Annotated in this window: 25 protein-coding genes and 1 other RNA gene; 16 read left to right on the top strand and 10 right to left on the bottom strand. The window is 63.5% G+C overall.

Annotation, left to right across the window (positions count from 1 at the left end; translation table 11 throughout):
- Positions 1-148: 148 nt before the first annotated feature.
- On the top strand, positions 149-355 hold the full coding sequence (locus tag AC56QQ_RS14880) for a TOBE domain-containing protein (protein WP_497128216.1): 207 nt from the start codon (positions 149-151) through the stop codon (positions 353-355).
- 39 nt (positions 356-394) lie between these two features.
- On the opposite strand, the gene AC56QQ_RS14875 is transcribed toward AC56QQ_RS14880, so the two are convergent.
- Together AC56QQ_RS14875 and AC56QQ_RS14870 are read right to left on the bottom strand one after the other, a co-directional pair.
- A complete protein-coding gene (locus tag AC56QQ_RS14875) occupies positions 395-1189 on the bottom strand; it encodes a thymidylate synthase (protein ID WP_497128214.1) in 795 nt (264 codons plus the stop codon).
- 248 nt (positions 1190-1437) lie between these two features.
- Entirely contained in the window at positions 1438-1749 is a 312-nt protein-coding gene (locus AC56QQ_RS14870) for a DUF2853 family protein (RefSeq protein WP_256751171.1), read from the bottom strand.
- Positions 1750-1919: 170 nt separating this feature from the next.
- Here AC56QQ_RS14870 and ssrA point away from each other — a divergent pair.
- Positions 1920-2279, top strand: a transfer-messenger RNA (tmRNA) gene (ssrA, locus tag AC56QQ_RS14865).
- Positions 2280-2505: 226 nt separating this feature from the next.
- Here the strand turns inward: ssrA and AC56QQ_RS14860 are convergent.
- Positions 2506-3711 (bottom strand): multidrug effflux MFS transporter, encoded by a 1206-nt coding sequence (locus tag AC56QQ_RS14860; RefSeq protein ID WP_091580472.1) that lies wholly within the window; start codon positions 3709-3711, stop codon positions 2506-2508.
- Between the two features lie 189 nt (positions 3712-3900).
- Here AC56QQ_RS14860 and AC56QQ_RS14855 point away from each other — a divergent pair, with 189 nt between their 5' ends.
- The 4 genes from AC56QQ_RS14855 to AC56QQ_RS14840 all read left to right on the top strand — a co-directional run bounded on the left by AC56QQ_RS14855 (position 3901) and on the right by AC56QQ_RS14840 (position 5687).
- Positions 3901-4590, top strand: coding sequence for a TetR/AcrR family transcriptional regulator (locus AC56QQ_RS14855; protein WP_497128212.1), 690 nt, complete (start codon positions 3901-3903; stop codon positions 4588-4590).
- Between the two features lie 117 nt (positions 4591-4707).
- Positions 4708-5247, top strand: a complete 540-nt coding sequence (locus AC56QQ_RS14850) for an SspB family protein (RefSeq protein ID WP_489862044.1) — start codon at positions 4708-4710, stop codon at positions 5245-5247.
- Positions 5248-5262: 15 nt separating this feature from the next.
- On the top strand, positions 5263-5460 hold the full coding sequence (locus tag AC56QQ_RS14845) for a DUF4169 family protein (RefSeq protein ID WP_091580464.1): 198 nt from the start codon (positions 5263-5265) through the stop codon (positions 5458-5460).
- The gene (locus tag AC56QQ_RS14840) at positions 5457-5687 is read left to right on the top strand and encodes a ribbon-helix-helix domain-containing protein (RefSeq protein WP_091580461.1); all 231 of its coding nucleotides are present in this window, start codon (positions 5457-5459) and stop codon (positions 5685-5687) included. Before AC56QQ_RS14845 ends, AC56QQ_RS14840 begins: the two co-directional genes overlap by 4 nt.
- On the opposite strand, the gene AC56QQ_RS14835 is transcribed toward AC56QQ_RS14840, so the two are convergent.
- Positions 5684-7486: a chloride channel protein gene (locus AC56QQ_RS14835; protein ID WP_497128210.1), complete on the bottom strand. Its 1803-nt coding sequence runs from the start codon at positions 7484-7486 to the stop codon at positions 5684-5686. The two genes, AC56QQ_RS14840 and AC56QQ_RS14835, sit on opposite strands and share 4 nt — an antisense overlap.
- A 151-nt stretch (positions 7487-7637) precedes the next feature.
- Between AC56QQ_RS14835 and AC56QQ_RS14830 the strand changes: the two genes are divergently transcribed.
- From AC56QQ_RS14830 to AC56QQ_RS14820, 3 genes are all read left to right on the top strand, one after another.
- Positions 7638-8069, top strand: coding sequence for a MarR family winged helix-turn-helix transcriptional regulator (locus AC56QQ_RS14830; protein ID WP_489862048.1), 432 nt, complete (start codon positions 7638-7640; stop codon positions 8067-8069).
- Positions 8070-8191: 122 nt separating this feature from the next.
- Entirely contained in the window at positions 8192-8497 is a 306-nt protein-coding gene (locus AC56QQ_RS14825; protein WP_489862049.1) for a hypothetical protein, read from the top strand.
- Between the two features lie 35 nt (positions 8498-8532).
- Entirely contained in the window at positions 8533-9414 is an 882-nt protein-coding gene (locus AC56QQ_RS14820; RefSeq protein ID WP_497128208.1) for a sigma-70 family RNA polymerase sigma factor, read from the top strand.
- Positions 9415-9448: 34 nt separating this feature from the next.
- Here the strand turns inward: AC56QQ_RS14820 and AC56QQ_RS14815 are convergent, their stop codons facing one another.
- On the bottom strand, positions 9449-13354 hold the full coding sequence (locus AC56QQ_RS14815; RefSeq protein ID WP_497128206.1) for an AsmA family protein: 3906 nt from the start codon (positions 13352-13354) through the stop codon (positions 9449-9451).
- A 133-nt stretch (positions 13355-13487) separates the two neighbouring features.
- On the opposite strand from AC56QQ_RS14815, the gene AC56QQ_RS14810 reads away from it, so the two are divergent.
- Positions 13488-14474: a Dyp-type peroxidase gene (locus AC56QQ_RS14810; protein ID WP_497128204.1), complete on the top strand. Its 987-nt coding sequence runs from the start codon at positions 13488-13490 to the stop codon at positions 14472-14474.
- Between the two features lie 30 nt (positions 14475-14504).
- Here the strand turns inward: AC56QQ_RS14810 and AC56QQ_RS14805 are convergent, their stop codons facing one another.
- Together AC56QQ_RS14805 and AC56QQ_RS14800 are read right to left on the bottom strand one after the other, a co-directional pair.
- A complete protein-coding gene (locus AC56QQ_RS14805; RefSeq protein WP_497128202.1) occupies positions 14505-15026 on the bottom strand; it encodes a hypothetical protein in 522 nt (173 codons plus the stop codon).
- A 106-nt stretch (positions 15027-15132) separates the two neighbouring features.
- Positions 15133-16557, bottom strand: coding sequence for an FAD-binding oxidoreductase (locus AC56QQ_RS14800; protein WP_497128200.1), 1425 nt, complete (start codon positions 16555-16557; stop codon positions 15133-15135).
- A 102-nt stretch (positions 16558-16659) separates the two neighbouring features.
- Between AC56QQ_RS14800 and AC56QQ_RS14795 the strand changes: the two genes are divergently transcribed.
- Together AC56QQ_RS14795 and AC56QQ_RS14790 are read left to right on the top strand one after the other, a co-directional pair.
- On the top strand, positions 16660-17145 hold the full coding sequence (locus tag AC56QQ_RS14795) for a thioesterase family protein (protein ID WP_497128197.1): 486 nt from the start codon (positions 16660-16662) through the stop codon (positions 17143-17145).
- 146 nt (positions 17146-17291) lie between these two features.
- A complete protein-coding gene (locus AC56QQ_RS14790) occupies positions 17292-17489 on the top strand; it encodes a hypothetical protein (RefSeq protein WP_256751156.1) in 198 nt (65 codons plus the stop codon).
- Positions 17490-17573: 84 nt separating this feature from the next.
- Here AC56QQ_RS14790 and AC56QQ_RS14785 read toward each other — a convergent pair whose 3' ends face one another.
- Positions 17574-18053: an Lrp/AsnC family transcriptional regulator gene (locus tag AC56QQ_RS14785; RefSeq protein WP_489863476.1), complete on the bottom strand. Its 480-nt coding sequence runs from the start codon at positions 18051-18053 to the stop codon at positions 17574-17576.
- An 89-nt stretch (positions 18054-18142) separates the two neighbouring features.
- Between AC56QQ_RS14785 and AC56QQ_RS14780 the strand changes: the two genes are divergently transcribed.
- From AC56QQ_RS14780 to AC56QQ_RS14770, 3 genes are all read left to right on the top strand, one after another.
- Positions 18143-19063: an EamA family transporter gene (locus AC56QQ_RS14780; RefSeq protein ID WP_497128194.1), complete on the top strand. Its 921-nt coding sequence runs from the start codon at positions 18143-18145 to the stop codon at positions 19061-19063.
- Positions 19064-19191: 128 nt separating this feature from the next.
- Positions 19192-20340 carry a histidine kinase dimerization/phosphoacceptor domain -containing protein gene (locus AC56QQ_RS14775; RefSeq protein ID WP_497128191.1) on the top strand — a complete coding sequence of 383 codons (1149 nt, stop codon included), beginning with the start codon at positions 19192-19194 and terminating at the stop codon, positions 20338-20340.
- Complete coding sequence (locus tag AC56QQ_RS14770) at positions 20337-20783, top strand: response regulator (RefSeq protein ID WP_497128188.1); 447 nt, start codon at positions 20337-20339, stop codon at positions 20781-20783. Before AC56QQ_RS14775 ends, AC56QQ_RS14770 begins: the two co-directional genes overlap by 4 nt.
- 9 nt (positions 20784-20792) lie before the next feature.
- Here AC56QQ_RS14770 and AC56QQ_RS14765 read toward each other — a convergent pair whose 3' ends face one another.
- The gene (locus tag AC56QQ_RS14765) at positions 20793-21692 is read right to left on the bottom strand and encodes a dienelactone hydrolase family protein (RefSeq protein ID WP_497128185.1); all 900 of its coding nucleotides are present in this window, start codon (positions 21690-21692) and stop codon (positions 20793-20795) included.
- A gap of 443 nt (positions 21693-22135) precedes the next feature.
- On the opposite strand from AC56QQ_RS14765, the gene AC56QQ_RS14760 reads away from it, so the two are divergent.
- Positions 22136-22570: a hypothetical protein gene (locus AC56QQ_RS14760; protein ID WP_091580424.1), complete on the top strand. Its 435-nt coding sequence runs from the start codon at positions 22136-22138 to the stop codon at positions 22568-22570.
- 306 nt (positions 22571-22876) lie between these two features.
- Here the strand turns inward: AC56QQ_RS14760 and AC56QQ_RS14755 are convergent, their stop codons facing one another.
- Positions 22877-25192: a glucose/quinate/shikimate family membrane-bound PQQ-dependent dehydrogenase gene (locus AC56QQ_RS14755; protein WP_497128182.1), complete on the bottom strand. Its 2316-nt coding sequence runs from the start codon at positions 25190-25192 to the stop codon at positions 22877-22879.
- Positions 25193-25321: the final 129 nt, after the last annotated feature.

Below are 25321 nucleotides of genomic sequence, written 5' to 3'. Positions count from 1 at the left end.
ATCCGATCGGCTCGAAGCCTGTCAACCGATATATCCGCATGAACATAACAAGGGAAGGCTTTTTGCCCGACACCTGCATTGTATCGGGATGCCGTCACGGCCTACGATGGACCGGGCTGGATACAGCGAAATGCAAAGGAGACGTCCAATGAAGATCAGCGCCCGCAACATCCTGAAAGGCACAATCGTCGACATCGTCAAGGGAGCCACCACCTCGCATGTCAGGATCGACATCGGTGGCGCCGTCGTCACCGCCTCGATCACCAACGAGGCCGTCGCCGACCTCAAGCTCGAAAAGGGCAAGCTGGCCTATGCCGTGGTCAAGGCCTCGGACGTGATGGTCGGCATCGACTGATCGGTGCCCGATTTCGAGGAGTGAGCCAGCCCCGCGGGCTCAGACGGCGATCGGCGCCTTGATCGATGCGTCGGCGACGTAGTTTTCCAGCCGGAAGTCCTCGAAGCGGAAGGCGAACAAATCCTTCACCTCCGGGTTGATCCACATCGTCGGCAGCGCTCTCGGCGTGCGTTGCAGCTGTTCGCGCGCCTGTTCGAAATGGTTCGAGTAGAGATGCGCGTCGCCAAGCGTATGGACAAAATCGCCGGGCTTCAGTCCAGTCACTTGCGCCACCATCAGTGTCAGCAAGGCGTAGGAGGCAATGTTGAATGGCACGCCGAGGAAGATATCGGCCGAACGCTGGTAGAGCTGGCACGAAAGCCGGCCCTCGGAGACGTAGAACTGGAACAGGCAGTGGCACGGTGGCAGCGCCATCGCTTCCACCTCGGCCGGGTTCCATGCCGAAACGATAAGCCGCCGCGATAGAGGATTCCGGCGTATCTCCTTGAGAAGATTCGCGATCTGATCGATCGAGCCGCCATGGCCATCGGGCCAGGAGCGCCACTGCTTGCCATAGACCGGGCCAAGATTGCCATTCTCGTCCGCCCATTCGTCCCAGATCGAAACGCCATGGTCGGTGAGATATTTGATGTTGGTGTCGCCGGCCAGGAACCACAGAAGTTCATGAATGATCGACTTGAGATGCAGCTTCTTGGTGGTGGTGACCGGAAAGCCGCGCCCAAGGTCGAAACGCATCTGGTAACCGAACACCGAGCGCGTGCCGGTGCCGGTGCGGTCGCCGCGATCGGCGCCGTTTTCCAGCACATGCTGTAAGAGGTCGAGATATTGGCGCATCGGTTCGGGCTCGATTCGGGATTTACCAATCATAGCGCATGTGCGCGCCGACGCCACGCTTGTCTGAAATCATCCCCACCATGGCGGGGAGTGGAGACATTCAGAATCTACTCTGGCGAGTCGAATGGTGTGATTTCGAAAAAATGGTGTGATTTCGAGGACCGGAGCGGAGCGTACTCAAAGTACGTGAGCACCGGAAGCGCGGAAAACCGCGCCACTCGGCCGCCAGGGTAGAATTATCAGAGGTCTCAGAGGGAGCCGAGCTTGCCCAGATCCTTTGCAACCAGATAGTAGAAAGTCACCCGGTTCTTGGTGTTGTCGGCGGCCATCGCCTTGCAGACCTTCTCGATCGCCGCATCCGCCTTCTTGTCGTCTGATATGCCGAGCTTCTTCGATACCCAGCCTGCCTTGACGCGCTCAAGTTCCTTCGGGTCCGTGCAGGACACCAGCGAGGAATCGCGGTTCCTGAGCGCAATGCCCAGATGCTTCACGATCTTGTCGACCACGTCGGCGCTTGCCGCGGCGTCGTATTTCTTCACGTCTGCAAGATAGTCGGCCATCAAAATTCCCCTCGTCGGCGCCACGATTCCGATCGATGAGGGCTGTGGCGCGCTGCTGCAACTTTTGCGCTAGATCATGACTCCTCACCGCCCACAAAGCTTCGGTTGAGAGCGCGCCCGAGTCAACCCTTTGGAGCAGCGGTTTCGACACGGGGACAAAGTGCCATTGTGGCCTTTCATTTCTTGCGATGCCCCCCTATATTCAGCTTGTCGGCTTGACCGACTATGGCGATAAATGGGCGATGAAATAAGCCGTTCGGACCCGGGGGCGGTACCCGGCGCCTCCACCAAAAGCCGCTGTTCGCGACAGAGCGGTTTTTGCTGGGGGCGAAATAGGATCGACGAAGGTGTAAAGATCGTACTTTTGCCCGGCATGGTACCACCGTCATCGGACTAAACCTGTAGTTGCAAATGACAACTATGCGGAAGCACGTCTCGCCGCGTAAGCGGTGCGATAGCTTCAATTCAAGCCCTAGGGGTTCGCACTTCTAGGCGGGGTTCGGAGGTACCTGGCAACAGAAACCTCCACTTCTCCCCCTCTCCAATATGCGTCATGCAATGGCAGCTCCCGCTGGCCAGACCTTCGTTCGGCCTGTGGCCGCGAAGGCGCCGCGCTGCGCGCGCCCTTCTCCATGGACAAAGATGAAAAATGATTCCGACCGATTCTTAATACTGACCGGTGGCCCCGGCAGGACTGGCCCAGGCATGAAAAAGGCCGGGCATGCCCGGCCTTTTTGGTATCCAAGGGGCGACTGCCTACTCCGCCGGCGCCTCGACGGCTTCGCGCGAACGGCCGAGCGTGACCTTGGCCAGCGTGAACGAGATCACCGCGCAGAGCGTGATGCCCGCCACCATCGGCAGCGGCGTGCCGTCGAAGAACAGGCCAGCGACGCCCATGGCGACCGCGCCGATGGCAAAGTGCAGCGTGCCCATCAGCGCCGAAGCCGTACCGGCGATCTCGCCATGCTCTTCCATCGCCAGCACCGAGGTGGTGGGAATGACCAGACCGAGGAAGCCGTAGCCGATGAACAGCAGGGCCGCCATCACATCGAGCCGGTCGACGCCGGTCGCCATCACCGCGAACAGCACCACCATCGTCGTCGCGTAGCCGGTCACCGCGACGCGCACCACGCGCCGCAGCCCGAACCGCTCGGCCAGCAGTCCCGTCAGCTGCGACATGCCGATGAAGGCCACCGCGTTGATCGAGAAGAACACGCTGTAGACCGAAGGCGACAGCCCGTAATGGTCGATCAGGATGAAGGACGAGCTCGACAGGTAGACGAAGAAGCTGGCAATGCCGAAACCGGCGATCGCCACCAGTCCGAGGAAGTTGCGGTCGCCCATCAGCAAGCGGTAGCCGGACAGCGCGGTGCCGAAGGAGGAACCGACACGGTCCTCGACCGGCCGCGTTTCCTTGAGCGAGGTCGCCAGAAGGATGGTGGCCAGCGCCGCCGCACCCGTCACCGTCCAGAACACGGCGCGCCAGCCGAAATTCTCGATGATCTGGCTGCCGGTCAGCGGCGCCAGGATCGGCGACACCGAAAACACCAGCATCAAGAGCGACATCAGCTTGGCGGCCTCGGTGCCGGTGTGCAGGTCACGCACGATGGCGCGCGGAACGGCCATGCCGGCGCTGGCGCCCAGGCCTTGCAGGAAGCGGAAAGCGATCAGCCATTCGATGGTCGGCGCCATTGCCGAACCGATGCCGCCAGCCATGAACAGCGCAAGACCGCCATAGAGCGGCAGCTTGCGGCCGACCATGTCGGAGATCGGCCCGACGACGATCTGGCCGAAGCCCATCGACAGGAAGAAGATCAACAGGCTCATCTGCACGGCAGCGGTGCCGGCATGCAGATCCGCGCCGATCGACGGCAATGCTGGAAGATACATGTCGATTGCGAATGGGCCGATGGCGGACAACAGGCCGAGCACGACCGCAATGCGGAGGAATTTGGGACTCATGATAAAGGCTTCTTTCGAATCTGGTTGCCGCCGCCAGGCGACGTCTAACCCTAGGACGTTCCATCCCGTGAGATTCCGACTCTCCAGGAGCGAATTCTATTCGTCTCTCCGGGCCGAAATCTCTTTGTATCGTGTCCACAAATTTAGACACTCTTGTCTAAATCGTCAATCACCTCTATATAGTTTTTCATGAGACTGAGCGTTTCTCCTGACACTTTCCCGCCACGCGGCCACGAGGCCAAGCGCCTGTCGATCGTCGACGCCGCCGCTGGGGTATTCTGCCGCGAAGGCTTCGCCGGCGCCAACATCGATCTGATCGCCGCCGAAGCCGGGGTCTCGCGCCAGACCATCTACAATCATCATGGCGACAAGGAAAAACTGTTCGTTGCCGTGGTGCGCGACCTCACCGAGCGCTGCAATACCGGCATCTTCGCCACCATCGCCACCTTCCCCGACCAGCCGAAGGATCTCGAGGCTGATCTGATCGGCTTTGCCGTGCGTCTGAACCAGAACTGCATCTGCAACCGCGATGGAAAATTCCTGCGCAAGCTGATCCAGACGGAAGGCGAACGCTATCCCGAACTGTTTGCCGAGTGGCGTGAGCAGGGGCCAGGGCGAACATGGCCGGCACTCGCCGCCCGCTTCGCCCGCCTCGCCTATGGTGGTCACCTCGCGATCGAGGATCCGGACGTGGCGGCGCGCCAGTTCCTCGGCCTCGTCAATGCCGAGTTGCAGACCACCTTCATGCTCGGCGGCACGCCGCGCGAGGACGAAGTGCTGCAATCCGCCACAAATGGCGTGCGCACCTTCCTGCGCGCCTTTGGCAAGCGCCGGTCCGTAGTCTCGATGGAAAAGCAAAGCGCTCTTGCCGGCGCCTGAGCGATCAAATCTCGGCAATAGTCCTCGCTTCGGCGCAACGGTGATCTATATCAGGTTTACGCCGCCCTCAAGCTTGATTACAGCTATGCGGACGATTCAACGGAACCCGACCGCCACATGGCCGACGACCACATCCGCTACGACATTCTGGCCCAGGAGGCGTTGCGCGGCGTCATGCGCAAGGTCCTGGCCGAGGTCGCGCGCACCGGCCTCCCCGGCAACCATCACTTCTTCATCACCTTTCTGACCGGTGCGCCGGGCGTGCGCGTGTCTTCGCGGCTGCGCGAGCGCTATCCGGAGCAGATGACCATCGTCATCCAGTTTCAGTATTGGGACCTCAAGGTGACCGACACCGGCTTCGAAGTCGGCCTGTCCTTCTCCGACGTGCCTGAGAAACTCGAAATCCCGTTCTCGGCCGTGCGCGGTTTCTACGATCCGTCGGTCAATTTCGAGCTCGAGTTCGACGTCAAGACCGACGTCGTGGCGGCCGACGAGCCAGCCGCTCAAGCCTCGCCCGAGCCGTTGACCATCGTTTCCGAGAAAAAGCCGAAAGCCGAGAAGAAGGCCGCCGCCGAGTCGGAGAAGAAGCCGGCCGCCGCCGACGCCGCCACCAAGGGCGCCGATGTGGTCTCGCTCGACGCCTTCCGCAAGAAATAGGCCCGCGGGTTCGCTGTGGCCGACATCGTCAATCTTCGCCAGGCCCGCAAGCAGAAGGCGCGGGACGAGAAGGTGCGCGTCGCCGAACAGAACCGCGCATTGCATGGCCGTTCCAAGGCAGAGAAGCAGCGCGACCGCCTGATCGCCGACAAGAGCGACAAATTCGTTGCCGGCCACCGCCGTGAAAAGCCCGGCGAACCGAGCGAACGGTGAGCGCGGTCGAAAAGCGGTCGGTGACTATTCGCGGCCACCGCACCAGCTATTCGCTCGAAAAACCCTTCTATGACGATCTCGTGGCGATCGCGGCGACCAGAAAGCTGACGCTCGCCGCCCTTGTCGCCGAAGTGGACGAAACGCGGCCCCGCGACACCAACCTGTCCTCGGCTCTCCGGCTCCATGTCCTGGAGTGGGCGAAGCGCGGAACCAGCTCCTTGAGCTAGAGGCTCTCGGCCGCCTCTTCCTTTTTCCTGCGTCTGGTGCCGAAGCCAAGCAAGGCCGAGCGGTCGCGCTCCTCGGCCTGTTTCCTGGACCGCACGCGCATCAGATCCTTCCAGCCGACATAGCCGACCAGCTGCAAGCCTTCACGGGTGACGACCGGCAGATGGGACACATTGGCCATCAGCAATTTGTCGGAGAGACCTTCCAGGTACTCATCCGGATAGGCCAGCGTGACCTTGCTGCCGGCCAGCAACTCGCCAAGTGTCGTGGTGCGATGCGTGCCGGCGCGTCGCCAGCGCAGGATCGCCGGCGGGTCGATGAGGCCGAGCACATGGCCGTTCTCGTCGACCACCGGAAAGCTCGGATGCCGCGTTTCCGGCGCGGTCAGGAATGCCGCAGCGCCATGCAGCGTCATCGTCGCCGGCACACTTTCCACCTCGGAGGTCATCACCTCGCGCACCCTGGTCAGGGCGAAGGGATCGACGCGATACTCGCGAACCAGATGGTGTCCCCTTCTGGCGATCTTCTCGGTCAGGATCGAACGCTTCATCAAGAGCACGGTGACCGCGTGCGCCGCGGCACAGGCCGCGATCAGCGGCACCAGCATATGCGTATTGCCGGTCAGTTCTACGGCAAAGAAGGTTGCGGTCAACGGCGCCCGCATCGTGCCGCCCATCGTGGCGGCCATCGCCAGCAGCGCCCAGAAGCCCGGATCCGCCGCAGGCAGAACGCCAGCCAGCACCGCCCCCATCGCACCGCCCATGATCAGCAGTGGCGCCAGCACGCCTCCGGATGTTCCCGAACCGAGCGCAACCGACCAGATGATGGCTTTAACCACCAGCAGGATGAGCGCCGCGGTGGCGACAGTGCGGCCATCCAGCATGTCGGCGATGTTGTCATAACCGACGCCGAGCGCCTGCGGTTCGATCAGCCCGCCTATGCCGACCACCAGGCCGCCCAGCATTGGCCACCACATCCAGTGGATGGGCAGCTTCTGGAAGCCGTCCTCGCAGGCATAGACCATCTGCGTCAGCAGCCCCGACAACAGGCCGGCCGCGACACCGATCGCGACCCAGCCGGCAAGGCCGACAAAGGAGACCTCCATGCCGCCCTGAAATGGAAAGATGGGGCCGGGCAGATGCAGCATGGTGCGCTCGACCTCGGCAATGATCGCCGCCACCGCCACGGGAATGAAGCTGCGCGGCGTCCATTCGAAAAGCAGCAGTTCGACCGCCAGCATGATGGCGGCGATCGGTGTCCCGAACACGGTGGTCATGCCCGCCGCCGCACCCGCCACCAGCAGCGTCTTGCGTTCATTGTCGCTGACCGGCAGCATCTGCGCGATCAGCGAGCCGATCGCGCCGCCGGTCATGATGATCGGGCCCTCGGCGCCGAACGGGCCGCCGGAACCGATCGAGATCGCCGACGACAGCGGCTTCAGGATCGCAACCTTGGCGTCGAGCTTGGAACGTCCGAGCAGGATTGCCTCGATGGCCCCGGGAATGCCGTGGCCGCGTATCTTCTCGCTGCCGAAGCGTGCCATCAGGCCGATGATCAGCGCCCCAATCACCGGGACGATGACGGCGGCAAGCCCGAGCGGTGTGTCCCGCAGCTTGAGATCGGCGAGCGAAAACTGATCGAAATAGGCAATGTTGGTGGCCAGACGGATCAGCTTCAAAAGCCCGATGCCGGCAAACAGACCCGCCGTGGCGACCACGACGGCTATTGCCGCGATGAACAGCACCCTGGCGTCGGTCGTGAAATCCCTGAGATGGCCGGGATTGGAATGATGGGTCTTCATGGGGGGCTTTCTGGCGGCGGCCGGATCTCGGATCTGCGGCACGGCCGAAGCGGCCAGCCGGGTTGTCGGCTGGCTATATATCGTAACACGATATAAATATTCAAGCCGGTTTTGCACGAAATCCGTTTGAGCTTTCGCGGAAAACGAACAAATGTCGGGTATGACGCAGCCACAGAAACAACGCCCCGCCATCAAGCAGTCCGATTACCAGCGGCTGTCCGAGTTTCGCTACCTGATCCGCCGTTTCCTCGAATTCAGCCAGTTGCAGGCGGAAGACGCCGGCCTGACGCCGCGCCAGCACCAGGCGCTGCTGGCGATCAAGGGTTTCCCGGGCGGCGGACCGGTGGCGATTGGCGATCTGGCGGAGCGCCTGCGCATCCGCCATCACAGCGCCGTCGAGTTGGTCAACCGTCTCAGCGAGGCAGGACTGGTCGCGCGGGATCAGGACAAGGACGACCATCGCCGCGTGCTGCTGCGGCTGACCGAGCGCGCCGACGATTGCCTGGCCGAGCTGTCGGCCGCGCATCTGGACGAGCTTTCACGCATCGAACCGATGTTGAAGCGCCTGCTCGTCCGCGAGTGACGCTCCGGCGTCTTTGCGGTGTGACACGAATTATTTTCCGGTGCCCGAATCCTTTGGCCTCACGATAACGTCTCGAAGGTGGGCAGCCTCCAAGGCGCAGGGCCCCAAAAGGAGCAACCGAGATGAAGCACCACCTGATACGCTACAAGACGAAGCCGGAGCGGGCCGACGAGAACGAGCGGTTGGTCAAGGCCGTCTTCCAGGAACTGCGGGACAAATCGCCGGACGGCGTTCGCTACATGACTTGGCGATCCGCCGACGGCACTTTTGTGCATCTGGTCGAGACGGAAACCGAGGCTCATGCCGATATCATCACCGGGCTGGCGGCATTCGAGGCCTTTCAGAACGGTATCAGGGATCGCTGCAGCGAACGTCCGCATCGCGAGGAGATGACCGTGGTGGGCCGCTATCGGATGCTGGATGAGTAGTCGCGGGTGGAACGACGTCACGAAACGGCAGGCGCATGAGCATCCCTGGCGAAATCCGCGAGCCTTTTGATCGCCTGTTCGGCGAAATGCGCCCCAAATTGCACCGCTACTGCGCCCGCATGACAGGCTCGGTCGTCGATGGTGAGGACGTGTTGCAGGAGGCGCTGGCCAAGGCGGTCGAGGCTTTGCCCTACGCCGGCCCGATCGCCAATCCGGAAGGCTGGCTGTTCCGCATCGCGCACAATGCGGCGCTTGATTTCCTGCGCCGCCGCGCCCGTGAAAAGGCCATTTCCGATGAGGATCCGGACATGATCGTCGACCCGGCGAACCCCACCGTCGACCGTCAGGCCGCGGCCGCCGGCCTGCATACCTTCATGCGCCTTCCCGTCGCGCAGCGAAGCAGCGTCATCATGATGGACGTTCTGGGCTATTCGCTGCAGGAGATCGGCACTGTCCTCGACACCAGCATTCCGGCCATCAAGGCGGCGCTGCACCGAGGCCGCGGCCGGCTGCGCCAGCTCGCCGATGAGCCCGACGACCGCCCTCCTCCCAGGCTCAGCGCCGCTGAACGTCTGCTGCTCGACGCCTATGTCGATCGCTTCAATGCCCGCGACTTCGACGCGGTGCGCGACATGCTGGCGGACGAAGTGCGACTGGAACTGGTGGCCAGGACGCGGCTCGCCGGGCGCAAGGAGGTCGGCACCTACTTCCACAATTATTCCAGGGTCCAGGATTGGCGTTTCGTGCCGGGGTTTGTCGAGGACAGGCCGGCAGTCCTTGTCCGCGATCGCGACGATCCGGCGGCGCGGCCATCCTATTTCGTGCTGCTGGGATGGCAGGCCGGCAAGCTCTTGACCATCCGCGATTTTCGACACGCCCGCTACGTCGCGGACGGCGCCGAAATGTCCATCCTCTGAAGCGATTGTCCTGCCCCGATGGCAGCAGTCCGCGCTACTGCAACGACTTCAACAGATTGTCGATCGTGAACGGATTGGGCTTCGGCTTGGCCGGCGGCGGATTGTCGTTGGCCTCCGGCAGCGGCGCTCGCTCGACCTTCGGTGCCTGTTCCGCGGCCTTGCGCTCGGCCTCGAGCCTTGCCTTTTCTTGCGCAGTGCGTATCGCCTCTTCCGCCTTCTGGCGATCCTGCTCGGCCTGCGCCTTGGCCGCTTCGTCGGCGGCCTGTTGCTCGGCCGCGGCCTTCGCGTCGGCATCCGCCTTTGCTTTGGCATCCGCGTCCGCCTGGGCCTTTGCCTCCGCTTCGGCCTTCGCCTTGGCGTCGGCCTCGACCTTCAGGCGCGCTGCTTCCTCCTGCTTGCGCAGTTCCTCGGCCGCCCTGTCGCGCGCGTCCTGCAGCGCGGCGTAGTAGCGCACTTCGCGCCGCAGCCGCTGCTTCTCAAGCAATGCTGCCTGCATCGCTTCGACGCGTTGTTGCTCCTTTTCCAGCGCGCGCTGGGTCAGGAACTGCGCCAGCGGCTCGCTGTCGAACTGCCGTTTCACGGCGCCGATCGGCCCCTCGGCGGTGAAATTCACGATCGGCTCGGAGCCGACCAGCGCCTCGTCGCCGGGCCGATAGGTGACTGCTCCCTTGGCCGAAACCGTGCTGGTGTTGAGATCCGCCGTGATGTCGGCGGACAAGGTCGCCGCCGGATTCTCGAGGCTGATCGGCGGCACCCTCAGCGTGCCGCCGGCCACCGTGAAGGCGACGTCGATATCCTTCGCGGCGAAGCTGCCATCGGCGGCGATCTGCGGCGCGAAACCGGCGGTCTTGGCCGCGTCGATGTCGCGCCCGATCGCATCCGCCTTGGCAAGGAACGCGCTGAACGCATCGGGATTGACGCCGGCGACCCGCAAGCTCTTCAGCGTCGCCGTGCCGGAACCGGACAGGGCTGCCACCATCGCATCGACCGACTTGCCGCTGGTCGACAGCGCCGTCGAGAAATCACTGCTGCCGCTGATGCCGGCATCCGGCAGCACGTTCGCGAGATCGGCGCCCGCCAGTTTCATCTGGCCGGTGAAAAGTCCGGTGCCGTCGGTGTTCTTCAGTTCGAACAGGCCGGTCAGCGCACCGCCAAGGAATTTCGCCTTCAGATCCGAAACGCGGATGCCTTCCTGGTCGAGCTTGAGCGAAAACGCGGCATCGTAGGCAGCAGCGAACGGCCCGGCGGCAAGCGCCGCCGCCGTCAGATCGAGTTCGGCGGTGAACGGCAGGCTGGATTTCTGGCTGAAGGGGGCGGCCGGCCACGCGCCACCCTTGTCACTGGCACCCTTGTCGACGAGGAAAGCCGAATCGCCGAACAGCGCCACCGCCATCGGATCGAAGTCGAGTTCGTCGAGCGCCAGCGCACCGGCCAGATGCGGCACGCCATCCTTGACATCGACATTGACGTCGCCGGACACCGCCGCCTCATTGATGGCACCACTGAGCCCGTCCAGCACCAGCAGGCCGTTGCCGTAGTCACCCTGCGCCGCCAGCGATGTGGACATGCCCGCCCCCATGCCGGGAAGCCCGATGCCGGTCGTCATCAGCCACGGCTCGATGTCGGCGGCATCGAGGCTGAGCTTGCCCTTGGCGACCGGGCCTTGCGGCGTATCGGCGAACGTCCCCTCGAAACCTGCCTTGAAGTCGTTACCGGAGAGGCTGAAACTCGTCGCAAGGCCGCCGCCAAGCGTACCTTTGGCCGAAATATCCGTGCTTGCCTCACCCAGCATGCCGAGCGGCAGCGCCGGCAGGCCGTAGAGCGCCAGCAGCGCGGTTGCGTCAGGATTCTTGGCATTGAAGGTCAGCGTCATTGGCGCTTCGAGAAGCCCGTCCAGCGCCCCCTTTCCCGACAGCGACGCCGAAAATGCCGAGCCGCCGGCCTTGCCCTGGCCACTCACCGCCAGGCCCGTGGTGCCGTCGCCATTGTCGGCGGCACTCGCCACGAGATCGATCCGCGAGTCCTGGAACAGCTCTGGATAGGCTGAAGCCCGGCTCGCCAGCCCCTTCAGCACGGCATTGTCGGGATAATGCTGGGCGGCAACGTCGATCAGCGGCTTCAGATCGACGGCAACCACCGATGCATCGAGCTTGCCGGTCGGGCTCGCCGGAAAATCCTTGACCCTGCCCGTGGCGCTGATCGAGGCACCGGCCAGCCCGCCCACCGAAAGCCTGTCGATTTCGAGCAGCCCGTCGCGCAGCCTGAGCGCCGTGTCGACCGTGTCGGCGGTCAGGCCACCGGCGCTGACCGGCCCGGCCTTGATCTGGAAGTCGAGGTCGCGGTCGGAAAAGCGGTTGGCCCCCTTGTCGCTGACGAAGATCGAGGCGAAGGCCGCCAGCCCGTCGACATCGAGTTCGCCGCCTTCGAGCCGCATCAGCACGGACGGCTTGGCGTCGTCAGGCTGACTGGAATCAATGCGGCCGGAGAACTTCGCCTTGCCCAGGATCAGCTCGAGATCGCTGAAGGCCTGACGCTTTTCCGAAAGGTCGACCTTGGCCTTGAAGCCGGCGGCGGGCAAACGGCGGATCGCCTCGTCGACATCCTTCGACAGCCAGGCGGCAAAGCCGGAAGGTTGCGCCACCGCCAGCAGCAGCGAGCCAGTGAACCCGAAATGATCCTCGACGCTGAGCATGCCGTTGGCTTCCAGCGTGGTTCGGCCGGGCAAGGTCGCGGCGAGCGATTTCACCGCCCAGCCGCCATCGGTCGGCTCGGCGGAAAGATGCACGTCGCGCACCGTGGTGTCGCCGGCCACCACTGCCGGCAGCTTGACCTCGACAGTGCCGGGTATGGTCGGCTTCGGCAGGTCGAGCAACGCTTGCTCCAGCCCGGCAATACGCTGATCCAGTGTCAGCCCGGCGCCGGCCTCAGCCCCCACCGCCTCGTCGAACTGCACCTGTGCGCCACTGGCCTCGATGGCGAAGCTCGGCTTCAGCCCGAGATCGACCGAAGCCTTGCCATCGGCGGTGTAGGGATTGTCCAGCGGTCCCGTCTCGAAACGGAATTCATCGACACCGAGCTTCTGGTGGTCGAGCGAAAACTTGCCGTTCAGCCTAAAGCCCGGATCGGGCTTGCCGGCGCTGACCTTCACCGTCTCGCCATCGGTGCCGCGCAGCTCCGCGCTGTTCCTGCCGGCGCTGTTCTTGTCGGCGCCGGAGATTTTGAACTGGCCGGAATAGACGGCAGCGCCGTTGACGATGCCGGCATTGCCGTCGGTCTCGATGACCAGCGGATAGGCGTCTGGATCGGCCTTCACCCGAAGACGCATCTGGCCGCTGCCTTCGGCCTTGCCGGTGGAAGCGGCAATGGCGGTGCGCAACCCGTCCAGCCGTAATGTGCCGTCCATGCGCCATGGCCCAGCCAACGACTTGGCCGAGATGGTCGAATTGATCTCTGACATGAGATGGCTGCGCCCGCCGGCGGCATGGCGCAGTTCGATCTGCCCTTCCGTCACCGTCAGCTTCTCGATCGAGATCTGGTTGAGGTCGAAGGGCGAGGACGGCCGTATCGCCCAGTCGACGGTGCCGTCATCGGCGATGTCGATGGTCGCCTTCGGCCGCACCAGCCGCATGTCGAAGATCAGCACCTCGCCGCGCAGGAAGGGGGCCAGCTCGGCATCCATCGAAAACGTCTCGACGGTCATCGCAGGCTGGCCGCCGGGGCCGCCGGCAACGGCTACGTTGGAGAAGGTCACCGAGGGGAACGGCAACAGCCGCGCCGTGGCATCCCCTTGCACGGTCACTTTGCGGCCAAGAATGGCGCTCGCCTCGCGCTCGAACTCGGCGCGGTAGCCGGTCCAGTTGACAAAATACGGCCCCACCAGCGCCACACACAGCACCAGCACGAACAGGCCACCAAAGATCACGAACAGGCGAGCGAGCATCAGCTCCGAACGGGTTGATTGAAATTCAGCCGCACTCTACCCGCATCCGCGTGTCGATAAAGAGGCAATTCATCCGGTGTTGCGTCATCCCCGATGATCTGAAACAAATCCTGGAAAATGCGGAGAATTTTGGATGTCGGGCAAGAACTGGGACCGGGTGCCGATCGATGCGCAGAGCGTCGATGCCCCGCTGTCGCTATCGGCGGTCTTTCTGGTTATCACCGTCGCCAGCGAACAGAATGCTCTCGCCAAGGTCGCCTCGGTGCTCGGCGGGCTTGACGATCTCGTCAAGACTGTCGGGTTCCGCGATCTTTCCGGCCGGCTGTCATGCATTGCAGGCATCGGCCGCGACTTCTGGGATCGTCTCTCTTCCGGCCGGCGGCCCTTGGAGCTGAAGCCATTCGCGCCGATCAAGGGAGCGGTTCATTCGGCCCCGTCGACAGCGGGCGACCTTCTCTTCCACATCCGCTCCGAACGTCCCGACATGTGCTTCGAGTTCGAGCGCATTCTGCTCGACAACCTCGGGGACGCCGTGGCGGTCGTCGACGAAGTCTCGGGCTTTCGCTATTTCGATGCCCGCGACCTGCTCGGCTTTGTCGACGGCACGGCCAACCCGACCGGCCTCGATCTGCCCGCCTCGGCGCTCGTCGGCGATGAAGATGCCGACTTCGCCGGTGGCAGCTATGTCGTCGTCCAGAAATATCTTCACGATCTGCAGGCCTGGGCGCGCATCCCAACGCCGCTGCAGGAGGCGATCATCGGCCGCACGAAGATCGACAACATCGAGATCGACGATGACGACGCCCCGCGCAAATCACACAAGTCGCTGGCCACCATCGAGGATGCCGACGGCAATGAATACGACATTTTGCGAGACAACATGCCGTTCGGGCGGCCGGGGCAACGCGAATTCGGCACCTACTTCATCGGCTATAGCAGGTATCTTTGGGTGATCGAGAAAATGCTGCAGCGCATGTATGCCGGCGACCCTCCGGGCGCCTACGACCGGCTGCTCGATGTCTCGACGCCGCAGACCGGCACGACGTTCTTCGCTCCGACCCGCCCAATGTTGCAGACACTTGCTGAGAGGGTGCAGGAAGAGCCTGCCGCCGCTCGGTAGAGCGGCGCGCCCCTCAACGAGCGATCTCCGTCATTTTGCGTCGCGCTTCGCTTGCGCCACCTTTGCCGCCTTGCGTTGCCGGCCAAGTTCCATCGGCCGGACCAGAGCCGGCGCCCTCTGGTTTGCCACCGACCGCATGCCCTTGCGCGCCGTGCGCGAATTGAAGGAAGGACCATCCGCCGCCGCCCCTTGCCTCATGGCAAATGCCTTGCGCGCGTTCTCGATCAGCGAAACGCTGGCCGCCAGTTGCCGGCGCCGTTCGGTCTCGCCATTCAGCCGCCGCATGGCCATGGCCAGCACAGCAAGCTTCAGTTGCGAACCGCCATCGGCCTTTGAAGCAACAGTCCCTTTCGGCGCGCCCTTGCCGCGTATTTCTCGGCGACGGCGATGCGCTTCGGTCTGAGCCTTGTCGCGCCGCTCGCGCAACAGCTTGACCAGACCGGCAAGGTCGGCATCGGAAAGGTCCTGCACCGCAGGATGGTGCGATTTCTCCACCAATTCCTGCTCGTCGGCGCTCAGCGCGCGCGCTTCTCCCTTGCGTGAAATCGCCATGACATTCCTCCTCCGCTGGCGCGCCTGTCTGTTTCAGGCCTCGTTGCGGACCGAGTCTCGGCTCGAATGGCGGCACGGTCAAGACGAGCCGTCTGCGAACCTAACGTCACAGACTGGCCTGGTTTCTAGGCAGTATCTTGCCAGGGTTCATGATGTTTTGCGGATCGAGCGCCTGCTTGATCGTGCGCATGATGTCGACGCCGTGGCCGAGTTCATGGCGCATGAAGCCGATCTTGCCCTGACCGATGCCGTGCTCGCCGGTGCAAGTGCCATCCATGGCGATCGCCCGCATGTTCAGCCGCGAGACGAATTTCTCCGACAGCGCGATCTCCTCTGGATCGTTCACATCCATCAGCACCAGCACATGAAAATTGCCGTCGCCGGCATGACCGACGATCGGCGCGATCAAGCCCATCTCGGCGATGTCGGCTTCGGTTTCGGTGACGCATTCGGCAAAGCGGGAGATCGGCACGCAGACATCGGTCGACAAGCCCTTGGCGCCCGGCCGCAGCGTCAGCGAGGACCAGTAGGCGTCGTGCCTGGCCTTCCACAGCTTTGTCCGTTCCTCGGCAACGCTGGTCCACAGGAATGGCCCGCCGCCATTCTCTTCGGCGACCATGCCGAAGGTCTCGGCCTGCTCGGCAACACCGGCATCGCTGCCGTGGAATTCGACGAACAGGCACGGGCTCTCCGGATAGTCGAGCTTCGAATAGTTCTTCATCGCCCGCATCTGCAGCGCGTTGACCAACTCGATGCGAGCCACCGGGATACCCATCTGGATGGTCGCGATGACGGCGTTGCAGGCCGCCTCGACGCTCGGGAATGGACAAACGCCGCCGGAGATCGCCTGCGGGATGCCTTGCAGCTTCAGTGTCAGCGACGTGATGATGCCGAGCGTACCTTCCGAGCCGATCAGCAGCCGCGTCAAATCATAGCCGGCTGAGCTCTTTTTCGCGCGCTTGCCGGTTGTGACCGTCTCGCCATCGGCCATGACGGCCGTCAGCGACAGCACGTTCTCGCGCATCGTGCCATAGCGCACCGCATTGGTGCCGGATGCCCGCGTCGCCGCCATGCCGCCGAGCGAGGCATTGGCGCCGGGGTCGATCGGAAAGAACAGGCCGGTGTCGCGCAGATGCCGGTTAAGGTCCTCGCGGGTGACGCCGGGTTCGACCGTGCAGTCGAGATCCTGCGGATTGACCGCGAGGATACGGTTCATGCGCGAGGTGTCGACCGAAATGCCGCCGCCGGGTGCGTTGGTGTGGCCTTCGAGCGAAGAGCCGACGCCGAAGGCGATCACCGGCACGCGGTGCGCCGCACAGGTGCGCACGATCTCCTGCACTTCGGCCGTCGTCTCCGGAAAGGCGACGCCGTCCGGCGCCTGTGTCGGGATATAGGTGGTGGTGTGCGCGTGCTGGGAGCGGATGGCCGCGCCGGTCTGGAAGCGCTCGCCGAGCTGTTGCTTGAGGATGCCGAGCACCGCAGCGATGCCCTCCTCGTTGCGCTCGACCGGATTGAGGTCGCTCAGAGCCATGAATTCCTCCGCGAATGGACCAGCGCCCACGCTTGTTATGGGGTTATGGATGCGTAGTCTTACCCACCACGCTCTGTCCAGCGCCAGAACAAGGAAGTTTCAATGTCCATCCCCGCCCCCTTCGTCTCCAAGCCCATGGACATCGAGAAGGACTGGATCGATTACAACGGCCATCTCAACATGGCCTATTACAACGTGCTCTTCGACCGCTGCTCGGACGAGGCCTTCGAGGCGATGGGCATGGGGCTGGACTACGTGAAGCAGCGGCGGCTGACCATCTACACGGCCGAAGTTCATGTCTGTTACGTGCAGGAACTGCATCTCGACCACAAGGTCACGGTCTCCTTCCAGCTCATCGACCACGACGACAAGCGGCTGCGGGCCTATCAGGAAATCCGCCATGTCGACGGCTGGCTCGCCGCCACCTCCGAAACCCTGTCCCTGCATGTCGACATGTCCGGGCCGAAAGTGGCGCCCTTCCCTGCCGATGTGCTGGCCAAGGTCGAAGCCATGCGCGCCGCCCATTCGGCACTGCCGATGCCGGAACGCGCCGGCCGTTCGATCGGCATTCGTCGCAAGACCGCTTGAAGCGGCCCGGCGCCCGCGTTAACCTTACCGAGTTTTTAACGGGAACAAGCCAATTGAGCCGTTGAACGACTCAGCGGAGCGGTTGAAAACGATCCGCACGGGGTTTTGCTACGGGCGGCGGGGCGAAGCCGGTTCGAGGGACGTGCATGAAAACCGACATCAAGGTCGAGGTGGACAGGCTGGCCGCCGATCCGCGCATCACCGACTATGATTTCTGGCGTTCGCTCAAGAACGTCAACAACGAGATATTCCACATCGCCAACAACAACGAGCCGATCCCGTTCGACATGATCCGCTGGCGCGCCATCCTGAAGCGAGCCCGCCTGAAACGTGGCCACGCGTAGCGCCGGCGAGTCGGCCTGTGGCCGATGCCGCCCTCTTTCCTGAGGGGCGGCACGAAAAATCGGGCAAGTGTATCGGGTTGCGCTTCACGGCCGGCGTTTGATCGCCGCCAACGGCGAGCGCGCCGTCACCGGCGACGACTGGATGATGGCCGTGTTGGTCATCGCATAGGGTATGATCCGGTCGATCACCCGTTCAAGCTCGGCAACCGAGCCGACATGCGCCAGCGCGATGAAACAGTCCTCGCCGGTCACCCGATCGCATTGGGCAATTTCCGGCAGTTCGCGGATGATTTCGGCTACGACAGCCAGTTGCCCCGGCACCGGCCGAATGCGCAGCCATGCCGACAGCGGCAGCCCAAGTGCCGCGGGGTTGATCCGGACCGAATAGGCTTCGATGACGCCGCTTTCCTGCAGCCGCTTGATGCGTTCGGCCACGCTCGGCGCCGACAGGCCGACCGAGCGCGCCAGTTCCGCCGTGCTCGTGCGCGCATCCTTCTCCAGCAGGCGCAGGATCTTCATATCCGCCGCGTCGAGATCCACTTTTTCGTTCCGAAGGCGTTTCAAGGAAAACTCCTTTCTTTCAGGAGAAAGATGATCAGCCAACCCAGTCATCTCCCATATAAATCGGAAAAATCGCCTGCGATACTGATCCGATGGTCACTCAGACACAAGCCCCCGCTACCAGCCCTGCCCTTGCCGGCGCTACCTTCGTCGGGCTGGCGAAAAAAATGCCGCCGCATGTCTGGTTCGGTGTCAGCGCCGTCTTCCACTACCTCGGCCCGGCATTCGCCGTGCTGCTCTTCCCGCATGTCGGCGTGCTTGGAATGGCGTGGCTGCGCATCGCCACCGCCGCCCTGATCTTCGCGCCATTGACTCGCCCGTGGCGAACCTTCGCCCGCGCCGATCGCCCGACGCGGCTGCTGTTGCTGGCCTTTGGCGCCTGCCTGGCGGTGATGAACTGTTCGTTCTACCTGGCGCTTGACCGCTTGCCGATCTCGCTGGTGGCGGCAATCGAGTTCGTCGGCACCATTGGCGTCGCGGTGATCGGGCTCAGGAGCCTCCGCAATCTCGCCGCCCTTGCCGTTGCCGTCATCGGAACCTTGCTGCTCATCGACGTCAAATGGTCCGATGATCCCGTAGGGCTGTTCTGGGCCTTCCTCAATGGCGCGCTGTTCGTCTGCTACATCGTGCTCGGCCACCGCGTCGCCCGCTCGGGCGCGGGCGACGGCATCACCGGCCTTGGCGCGGCGATGGCGGTCGCCTTCCTTGTCGTGCTGCCGATCGGCTTCACTGACGCGCTGCCCGCCTTTTTCTCACCGATGCTGTTGCTCGCGGCCATCGGCGTCGGCATCTGCTCGTCGGTCATTCCCTACATTTGCGACCAGTTCGCCATGTCGCGGCTGCCGCGCTCGAGCTTTGCGCTGATGCTGTCGCTGCTGCCGGTCACAGCGACACTGATCGGCGTCATCGTGCTCCACCAGATTCCAAGCCTGACCGATTGCCTCGGCATTGCGCTCGTGGTCGCCGGCGTCGCGTTCCACAAGCCGGCTCCGCCAACTGAGCGCCAGAAATAACATAACTTCAATCACTTACAGAAGTCACGCCCGGGTTCCCGGTTACGACAGACTGCGACAACAAGCTCAAGATTGAACCAATTCCGCATCTGGGCCGTTGTCCCCACGAACCGGCTTGGAGTGACAAGATGGACTGGAAACGGACCAGGGAACCTGCCGACGCCTGGCACATGACGGACGACCTTCATGTCGAGCACGGCAAGGGCGACCCTTTCGCGGCAGCTATCCGTGCCACACGCATGTCGATGATCATCACCGATCCGCGGCAGGCCGATAACCCGATCGTCTTCGTCAACGACGCCTTCCTGCGTCTGTCCGGCTATGAGCGGCACGAGGTGCTGGGCAAGAACTGTCGCTTCCTGCAGGGTCCGAAAACCGACCAGGCAACGGTCGACCAGCTGCGCGAGGCGATTGCGGAGAAGGTCGATGTCAGCGTCGACATCCTGAACTATCGCAAGGACGGTTCGACCTTCTGGAACGCGCTGTTTATCAGCCCCGTCTCGAATGATCGCGGTGAACTCCTGTTCTTCTTTGCCTCGCAGCTCGACGTCTCGGATCGCAAGCGGTCCGAGCATCGCATGACAGCCGACAAGGAGCGCTTCGAAAAGGCGGTGAAGGAGCGCACCAGGGAACTCGAAGCCGCGCTCGAGGCGCAGACAACGCTGCTCCACGAAGTCGATCATCGGGTGAAGAACAACCTGCAGATGATCTCCTCGCTCATCGTCATGCAGAGCCGCACCATCAAGGATGCAGCGACGAAGAAATCGCTGACCACCATGCTGGAGCGCATCGAGGCGTTGAGCACCGTGCATCGCCGGCTCTACCAGTCGAAGGATGTCAGCAGGTTCGATGTCGCCGATTTCGCCAGGGATCTTGTAACCGACTTGTTGACGGCTTCTGGGCGCGCCGAAATCAAGTCGACGCTTGATCTCGAACCGATCGTCATTTCGGCGGAGAAGGCGACCCCTGTTGCCCTGATGGTCAACGAGCTTGTCACCAACGCCTTGAAGCATGCCTTCAAGGAAAAGCCCGACGGCACCACGGCGGGCCGCATCGGCATCAAGATGAGCCAACCCGATGGCCACTTCAAAATCGAGGTGTCCGATGACGGTGTCGGCATGGCCGATGCCAGTGGCGATGCCTCGTTCGGCATGCGGCTGATCAAGTCGCTTGCCCGTCAGTTGCATGCCGATATCGAGTGGCGCGACGCCGGCCCCGGCACGAAGGTCGTTATCTCGATGCCGAACGAACCGCAGCAAAAAGGGAATGTGTCATGATTGAACCGCTCAAGGTCCTGATTGTCGAGGACGAAGCGCTGCTGGCGATGGAACTGGAAAGCCTTGTCGAGGAAGCCGGCCACAGCGTCGTGGGTTGGGCAACCTCCTCGACCGAAGCCAAGGCCATGGTGGACTCGACGGAAGCCGACATCGCCTTTGTCGACATCCACTTGACCGATGGTCCGACCGGCGTCGAGGTCGCCGAATATATTGGCGAGAAGAAGAACTCGATGGTCGTCTTCATGACCGCGAACCCGAAGCGGATCCCCGATCATTTCGCCGGCGCGATCGGCGTCATCGCCAAGCCCTATACGATGAACGGGCTGATGTCCGCGTTGCGCTATCTGCAGGAAGGCGTGCACCGGCCGCCCCCGAGATCCGTGCTGCCGGCCGGCTTCACCCTGTCGCCAGCCTTCAAGACGGTCTGGGCGCCGGCGGCCTGATGCCGATCGCTACGCCAGCTTCTGCTTGAGGAAAGCGATGGTCCGCCCCCAGGCAAGGTCGGCCGCCTTCTTGTCGTAGCGCGCTGCCGAAGTGTCGTTGTTGAAGGCGTGGTTTGCGCCTTCATAGACATAGACCGCGTATTCGACATGTGCCGCGTCGAGTTCTTTCTTGAATGCGTCGATGCCGGCATTGGTGCGCTCGTCGAGCCCGGCATAGTGCAGCAGCAATGCCGCCTTGATCTTCGGCACGTCGGCGGCCTTCGGCTGCATGCCGTAATAGGCAACGGAGGCGCTGAGATCGGGCGCGTTGACGGCCAGCATGTTTGCCGTGCCGCCACCCCAGCAGAAGCCGACAGCGCCGACCTTGCCGTTGCCATCCTTGTCGGCTTTCAGGAAGGCGACGGTCGCCACGCCGTTGGCGACCGTCTGCGTGGAGTCCAGTTTGGCGAACATGTCGCGCGCCTTGTCTTCATCGCTCGGCGTGCCACCGAGCGGTGACAGGAAATCGGGGGCGAGCGCCACGACCCCCTCCAGCGCCACGCGCCGCGCCACGTCGCGAATATGCGGGTTGAGCCCTCTGTTCTCATGGATGACGATGACGGTGCCGAGCTTTCCCGACTGGCCGGCCGGCTTGACCAGATAGCCCTTCATCTCGCCGGAGCCGCCGGGATAGGTGATGTCCTCGCCTTTCACGCGGGTATCGTTTTCGGCGACGATAGCCGCCTGGGCGGAGTTCGCCGCCAGAAGCGGCGCGATCGCGGCCGCCGCCGCGCCCGATCCGGCAAGCCGGGTCAGCTGCTCCATGAAGCGGCGGCGATCGAGCGTCAGATGCGTGTATTCGTCATAGGCATCGATCATCGCCTGGGTGATGGCGGGCTTTGCTTGTCTGGTGGCGGCTGATTTCGTCATGGCGCACTCCTCGGCGTCGAGTTTCGATACCCAGGCTACATAGGGATCGAGCCGGCACGGTCCAGTCGTGCATTCACCCGGCCATCGATCGCCTCCAGGCGTCGACCGGCAGCCATGCCGCGCGGCCAGCAAGGCCGGCGCCACGGGCGCCCCGGTCATCACTTTTTGGTCATCGGCGACAAATCCTTCAGGCCCTGCCACAATAGTAAGAGAAACTGCCTGCTATCGATGGCACCTTGCCGTGTGCCTTCACGTCCCGCCCAGAAGGAGCGACACCGATGACCTTGCCTTCCCGGATGCTCGCCAGCGCGTTCGTCCTTGCCGTGGCTTCCGCCCTGGCACTGCGCTCGATGGTTGTGAATGCAGGCAGGCGATCGTTGGTCAGGGTCCAGAGTGACCGGAACCGGCGTATCGACACGAAAACCCAAGGTTGAGGTGAGACCATGAACGTCCAGGATATCGTCAACACCGTCTCGCAAAAAGCGGGTCTCGACCAGGCGACGACCGAGAAGGTCGTCGGCACCATTTTCTCGGTGCTCGAACACGAGGCGGAAGGCACCAGCGCCTCGTCGTTCTTCGCCAAGATCCCCGGCGCGGACGACCTTGCCCACCAGTATGACGTCATGGCTGCCGCCCCAGCCAGTGGTGGTGGCTTCCTCTCATCGCTGCAGGGCGCGCTTGGCGGCGTTCTCGGCGAGAAGGCCGGCGCGCTGGTCAACGGCCTCGCCGCGCTCAAGGCATCCGGGCTCGATTTTGCACAGATCCAGAAGGCTGGCGAGACGCTGGTCCAGCAGGCCGAAGCGGCCGCCGGCCCCGACCTGACCAACCAGGTGCTCGGCTCGGTGCCCAGCCTGAAGAGCCATCTCGGGCTTGGCTAGAAGGGCACAGCCAACTGGCAGTCGCTGGCACGAGGGCGTGCCGCATTGCGACGCTTTTACTGACCATGGTTAGCGCCGCCCCTCATCCGGCTGCCGCCACCTTCTCCCCGTAAAGGACAGGGAGAAGAGGCAACTTCAGCGTTGCGCTATTCCTGCAACGCCGGCGATTGGCGAAACCATCGATGACGGTGTCCTTCTCCCCGTCCTAATACGGGGAGAAGTGCCCGGTAGGGCGATGAGGGGCGGCGCCAACGTTGTCAGAATTGCAAAACCTAGCGGATCACTCATCCAGTCAGAATCTTACCCCTATTTCGGCAGCGCGTAAGCCATCACATAATCTCCCGGCTTGGTGCCGACCGAGCCGTGGCCACCGGCGACGATGACCACGAACTGACGTCCGTCGGCCACCGTGTAGGTCATCGGCGTCGATTGCCCGCCGGCCGGCAGCCGTGCCTGCCACAGCTGCTTGCCCGATGTCAGGTCATAGGCGCGCAGATAGTCGTCGACCGCGGCGCCCAGGAAAGCGACACCACCGGCGGTGATCATCGGCCCGCCAATGCCCGGCACGCCGACTTTCAGCGGCAGCGGCAGAGGCGTCATGTCGTAGACGGTGCCGTTGCGATGCTTGTAGGCGATTGAGCCGGTCCTCAGATCCACGCCGGCGACATAGCCCCAGGGCGGCGCCCGGCAGGGAACGCCGAGCGGCGAGAGGAACGGGCCCATCACCACCGCATAGGGAGCGCCCTCATTGCGGTTGAGCCCCTGCTCGCTGCCGCGCCCTTCGTCCGGCGGCGGCACCTGATCGCGCGGAATGAGCTGCGACTTGAACGCCAGATAGGTCGGCATGCCGAACATCACCTGCCGGACCGGATCGATCGCCACGCCACCCCAGTTGAACGTGCCGAAATTGCCGGGATAGATCAGCGAGCCCTGTACGGATGGCGGCGTATAGCGGCCTTCATAGCGCAGGCCCTGGAATTCGATCCGGCACGCCAGCTGGTCGAACATGGTGATGCCCCACATGTCGGCACCTGTCAGTGGCTTCGGAACGAAGGAGAGGTCCGACTCCGGCTGGGTCGGCGACGTGTGGTCGCCTTCAATGGCGCCGCCGGGCGCCGGCACTTCCTTGACCGCAATCATCGGCTCGCCGGTGCGCCGGTCGAGCACATAGAGATCGCCCTGCTTGGTCGGCCCGGCCAGCGCCGGCACGACGGTGCCGTCGGCCCCGGTGATGTCGATCAGGCTCGGCTGCGCCGGCACGTCCATGTCCCAGAGGTCGTGGTGCACGGTCTGCCGCACCCATTTCAACTGCCCGGTGTTGAGGTCGAGCGCGGTGATCGAGGACGAGAACTTCTCGACATTGGCGCTGCGTCCGGCGCCGAGCTGGTCCGGCGTCTGGTTGCCGAGCGGCACGTAGAGCAGCCCAAGTTTCTCGTCGGCGCTCGGCGTCGACCACATGTTGGGCGAGTTGGCGGTGTAGGTCTGCCCAGCCGGCAGCGGCGTCGTCTGGTCCGGATTGCCGGAATCCCAGTTCCACAGCAGCTTGCCGGTGGCGGCGTCATAGGCGCGGATGACGCCGGACGGCTCCTGCGTCGAATAATTGTCGTTGACCGCGCCGCCGACGATGATCTTGCCACCTACGATCAGCGGCGCCGAGGTCGAATAATAATAGCCCGACTTCGGATAGGGCATGTTGGTCAAGAGGTTCAGCGTGCCGCCCTCGGCAAAGGCAGGACAGACTTGCCCGCTGGCGGCGTCGAGCGCGAGCAGCCGCGCGTCCGACGTCGGCAGGTAGACACGGTTTCCGCAAGGCTGGCCGGCGGCGATGGCGGCATCGGCATAGTAGGAAACGCCGCGGCAGGTCTGGTGCTGGCGGTCCTTGTCGAGCTTGATCTTGGGATCGTAGCGCCATTTCTCCTTGCCCGTCGCGGCGTCGATGGCGATGGCGAAATTATGCGGCGTGCAGATATAGAGCGTGTCGCCGATCTTGAGCGGCGTCACCTGATAGGTGGTCTCGCCAATGTCGTCGGGTCCCTTCACATCGCCGGTGCGGTAGGTCCAGGCCGGCTGCAGGCTGGCGACATTGTCCGGCGTGATCTGGTCGAGCGGCGAATAGCGCTGCCCGAACGGCGTGCGGCCATAGAAGTGCCACTCGCCTGCCGGCACATCGCCGCCGAGATTGGCGTTGGGGATCACCTTGTCGGTGTCGAGTTCGCCGGCAATGTCCTTTGGGTCCGTCGTCATCGAATAGCCGGCCACCGCCAGTGACGCCAGCACGGCAAGGATGAGCGGCGCCCGGCCGTCGGGCCCGGCAAGGCCCCGCCTCGCCCATGGCGTCAACAGCCACAACGCCACCAGCACGATGATGCCGCCACGCGGGCCCAGTTCCCACCAGTCGAAGCCGGTTTCCCAGACCGCCCAGGCCAGCGTGCCGAGCACGATCGCCGCGTAAAGCCACAGTGCTGTCGACCGGCGCCGGTAGAGCAGCCAGGCGGTGACCAGGAAGGCGAGACCGACGATGATGTAGTACCAACTGCCGCCCAGCATCGCCAGGCGGATACCGCCGCCGCCAAGCACCAGACCGATGAGGAATAGGATCACGGCGGTAAGGACGGTTGCCACAACGACACTCCTTCAAGCCCAGCGGGCGGGCGGCCGAATACCGCCGTCACGAAATGGAAACTAGCCTGCTTTCGATTCTGTTCCATATCGTTGCGGCAGTTTTCCGCCCGCCCGTGTGCGGTGTCAAAT

The organism is Mesorhizobium sp. RCAM 05099, assembly GCF_059683685.1.
This window is presented reverse-complemented; position numbering and strand designations above follow the sequence as displayed.

Coding starts and splice junctions, on each gene's coding strand:
- AC56QQ_RS14880 (WP_497128216.1), top strand. CDS start 149: ATGAAGATCAGCGCCCGCAACATCCTGAAAGGCACAATCGTCGACATC.
- AC56QQ_RS14875 (WP_497128214.1), bottom strand. CDS start 1,189: ATGCGCCAATATCTCGACCTCTTACAGCATGTGCTGGAAAACGGCGCC.
- AC56QQ_RS14870 (WP_256751171.1), bottom strand. CDS start 1,749: ATGGCCGACTATCTTGCAGACGTGAAGAAATACGACGCCGCGGCAAGC.
- AC56QQ_RS14860 (WP_091580472.1), bottom strand. CDS start 3,711: ATGAGTCCCAAATTCCTCCGCATTGCGGTCGTGCTCGGCCTGTTGTCC.
- AC56QQ_RS14855 (WP_497128212.1), top strand. CDS start 3,901: ATGAGACTGAGCGTTTCTCCTGACACTTTCCCGCCACGCGGCCACGAG.
- AC56QQ_RS14850 (WP_489862044.1), top strand. CDS start 4,708: ATGGCCGACGACCACATCCGCTACGACATTCTGGCCCAGGAGGCGTTG.
- AC56QQ_RS14835 (WP_497128210.1), bottom strand. CDS start 7,486: ATGAAGACCCATCATTCCAATCCCGGCCATCTCAGGGATTTCACGACC.
- AC56QQ_RS14830 (WP_489862048.1), top strand. CDS start 7,638: ATGTCGGGTATGACGCAGCCACAGAAACAACGCCCCGCCATCAAGCAG.
- AC56QQ_RS14825 (WP_489862049.1), top strand. CDS start 8,192: ATGAAGCACCACCTGATACGCTACAAGACGAAGCCGGAGCGGGCCGAC.
- AC56QQ_RS14820 (WP_497128208.1), top strand. CDS start 8,533: ATGAGCATCCCTGGCGAAATCCGCGAGCCTTTTGATCGCCTGTTCGGC.
- AC56QQ_RS14815 (WP_497128206.1), bottom strand. CDS start 13,354: ATGCTCGCTCGCCTGTTCGTGATCTTTGGTGGCCTGTTCGTGCTGGTG.
- AC56QQ_RS14810 (WP_497128204.1), top strand. CDS start 13,488: ATGTCGGGCAAGAACTGGGACCGGGTGCCGATCGATGCGCAGAGCGTC.
- AC56QQ_RS14805 (WP_497128202.1), bottom strand. CDS start 15,026: ATGGCGATTTCACGCAAGGGAGAAGCGCGCGCGCTGAGCGCCGACGAG.
- AC56QQ_RS14800 (WP_497128200.1), bottom strand. CDS start 16,557: ATGGCTCTGAGCGACCTCAATCCGGTCGAGCGCAACGAGGAGGGCATC.
- AC56QQ_RS14795 (WP_497128197.1), top strand. CDS start 16,660: ATGTCCATCCCCGCCCCCTTCGTCTCCAAGCCCATGGACATCGAGAAG.
- AC56QQ_RS14790 (WP_256751156.1), top strand. CDS start 17,292: ATGAAAACCGACATCAAGGTCGAGGTGGACAGGCTGGCCGCCGATCCG.
- AC56QQ_RS14780 (WP_497128194.1), top strand. CDS start 18,143: ATGGTCACTCAGACACAAGCCCCCGCTACCAGCCCTGCCCTTGCCGGC.
- AC56QQ_RS14775 (WP_497128191.1), top strand. CDS start 19,192: ATGGACTGGAAACGGACCAGGGAACCTGCCGACGCCTGGCACATGACG.
- AC56QQ_RS14770 (WP_497128188.1), top strand. CDS start 20,337: ATGATTGAACCGCTCAAGGTCCTGATTGTCGAGGACGAAGCGCTGCTG.
- AC56QQ_RS14765 (WP_497128185.1), bottom strand. CDS start 21,692: ATGACGAAATCAGCCGCCACCAGACAAGCAAAGCCCGCCATCACCCAG.
- AC56QQ_RS14760 (WP_091580424.1), top strand. CDS start 22,136: ATGAACGTCCAGGATATCGTCAACACCGTCTCGCAAAAAGCGGGTCTC.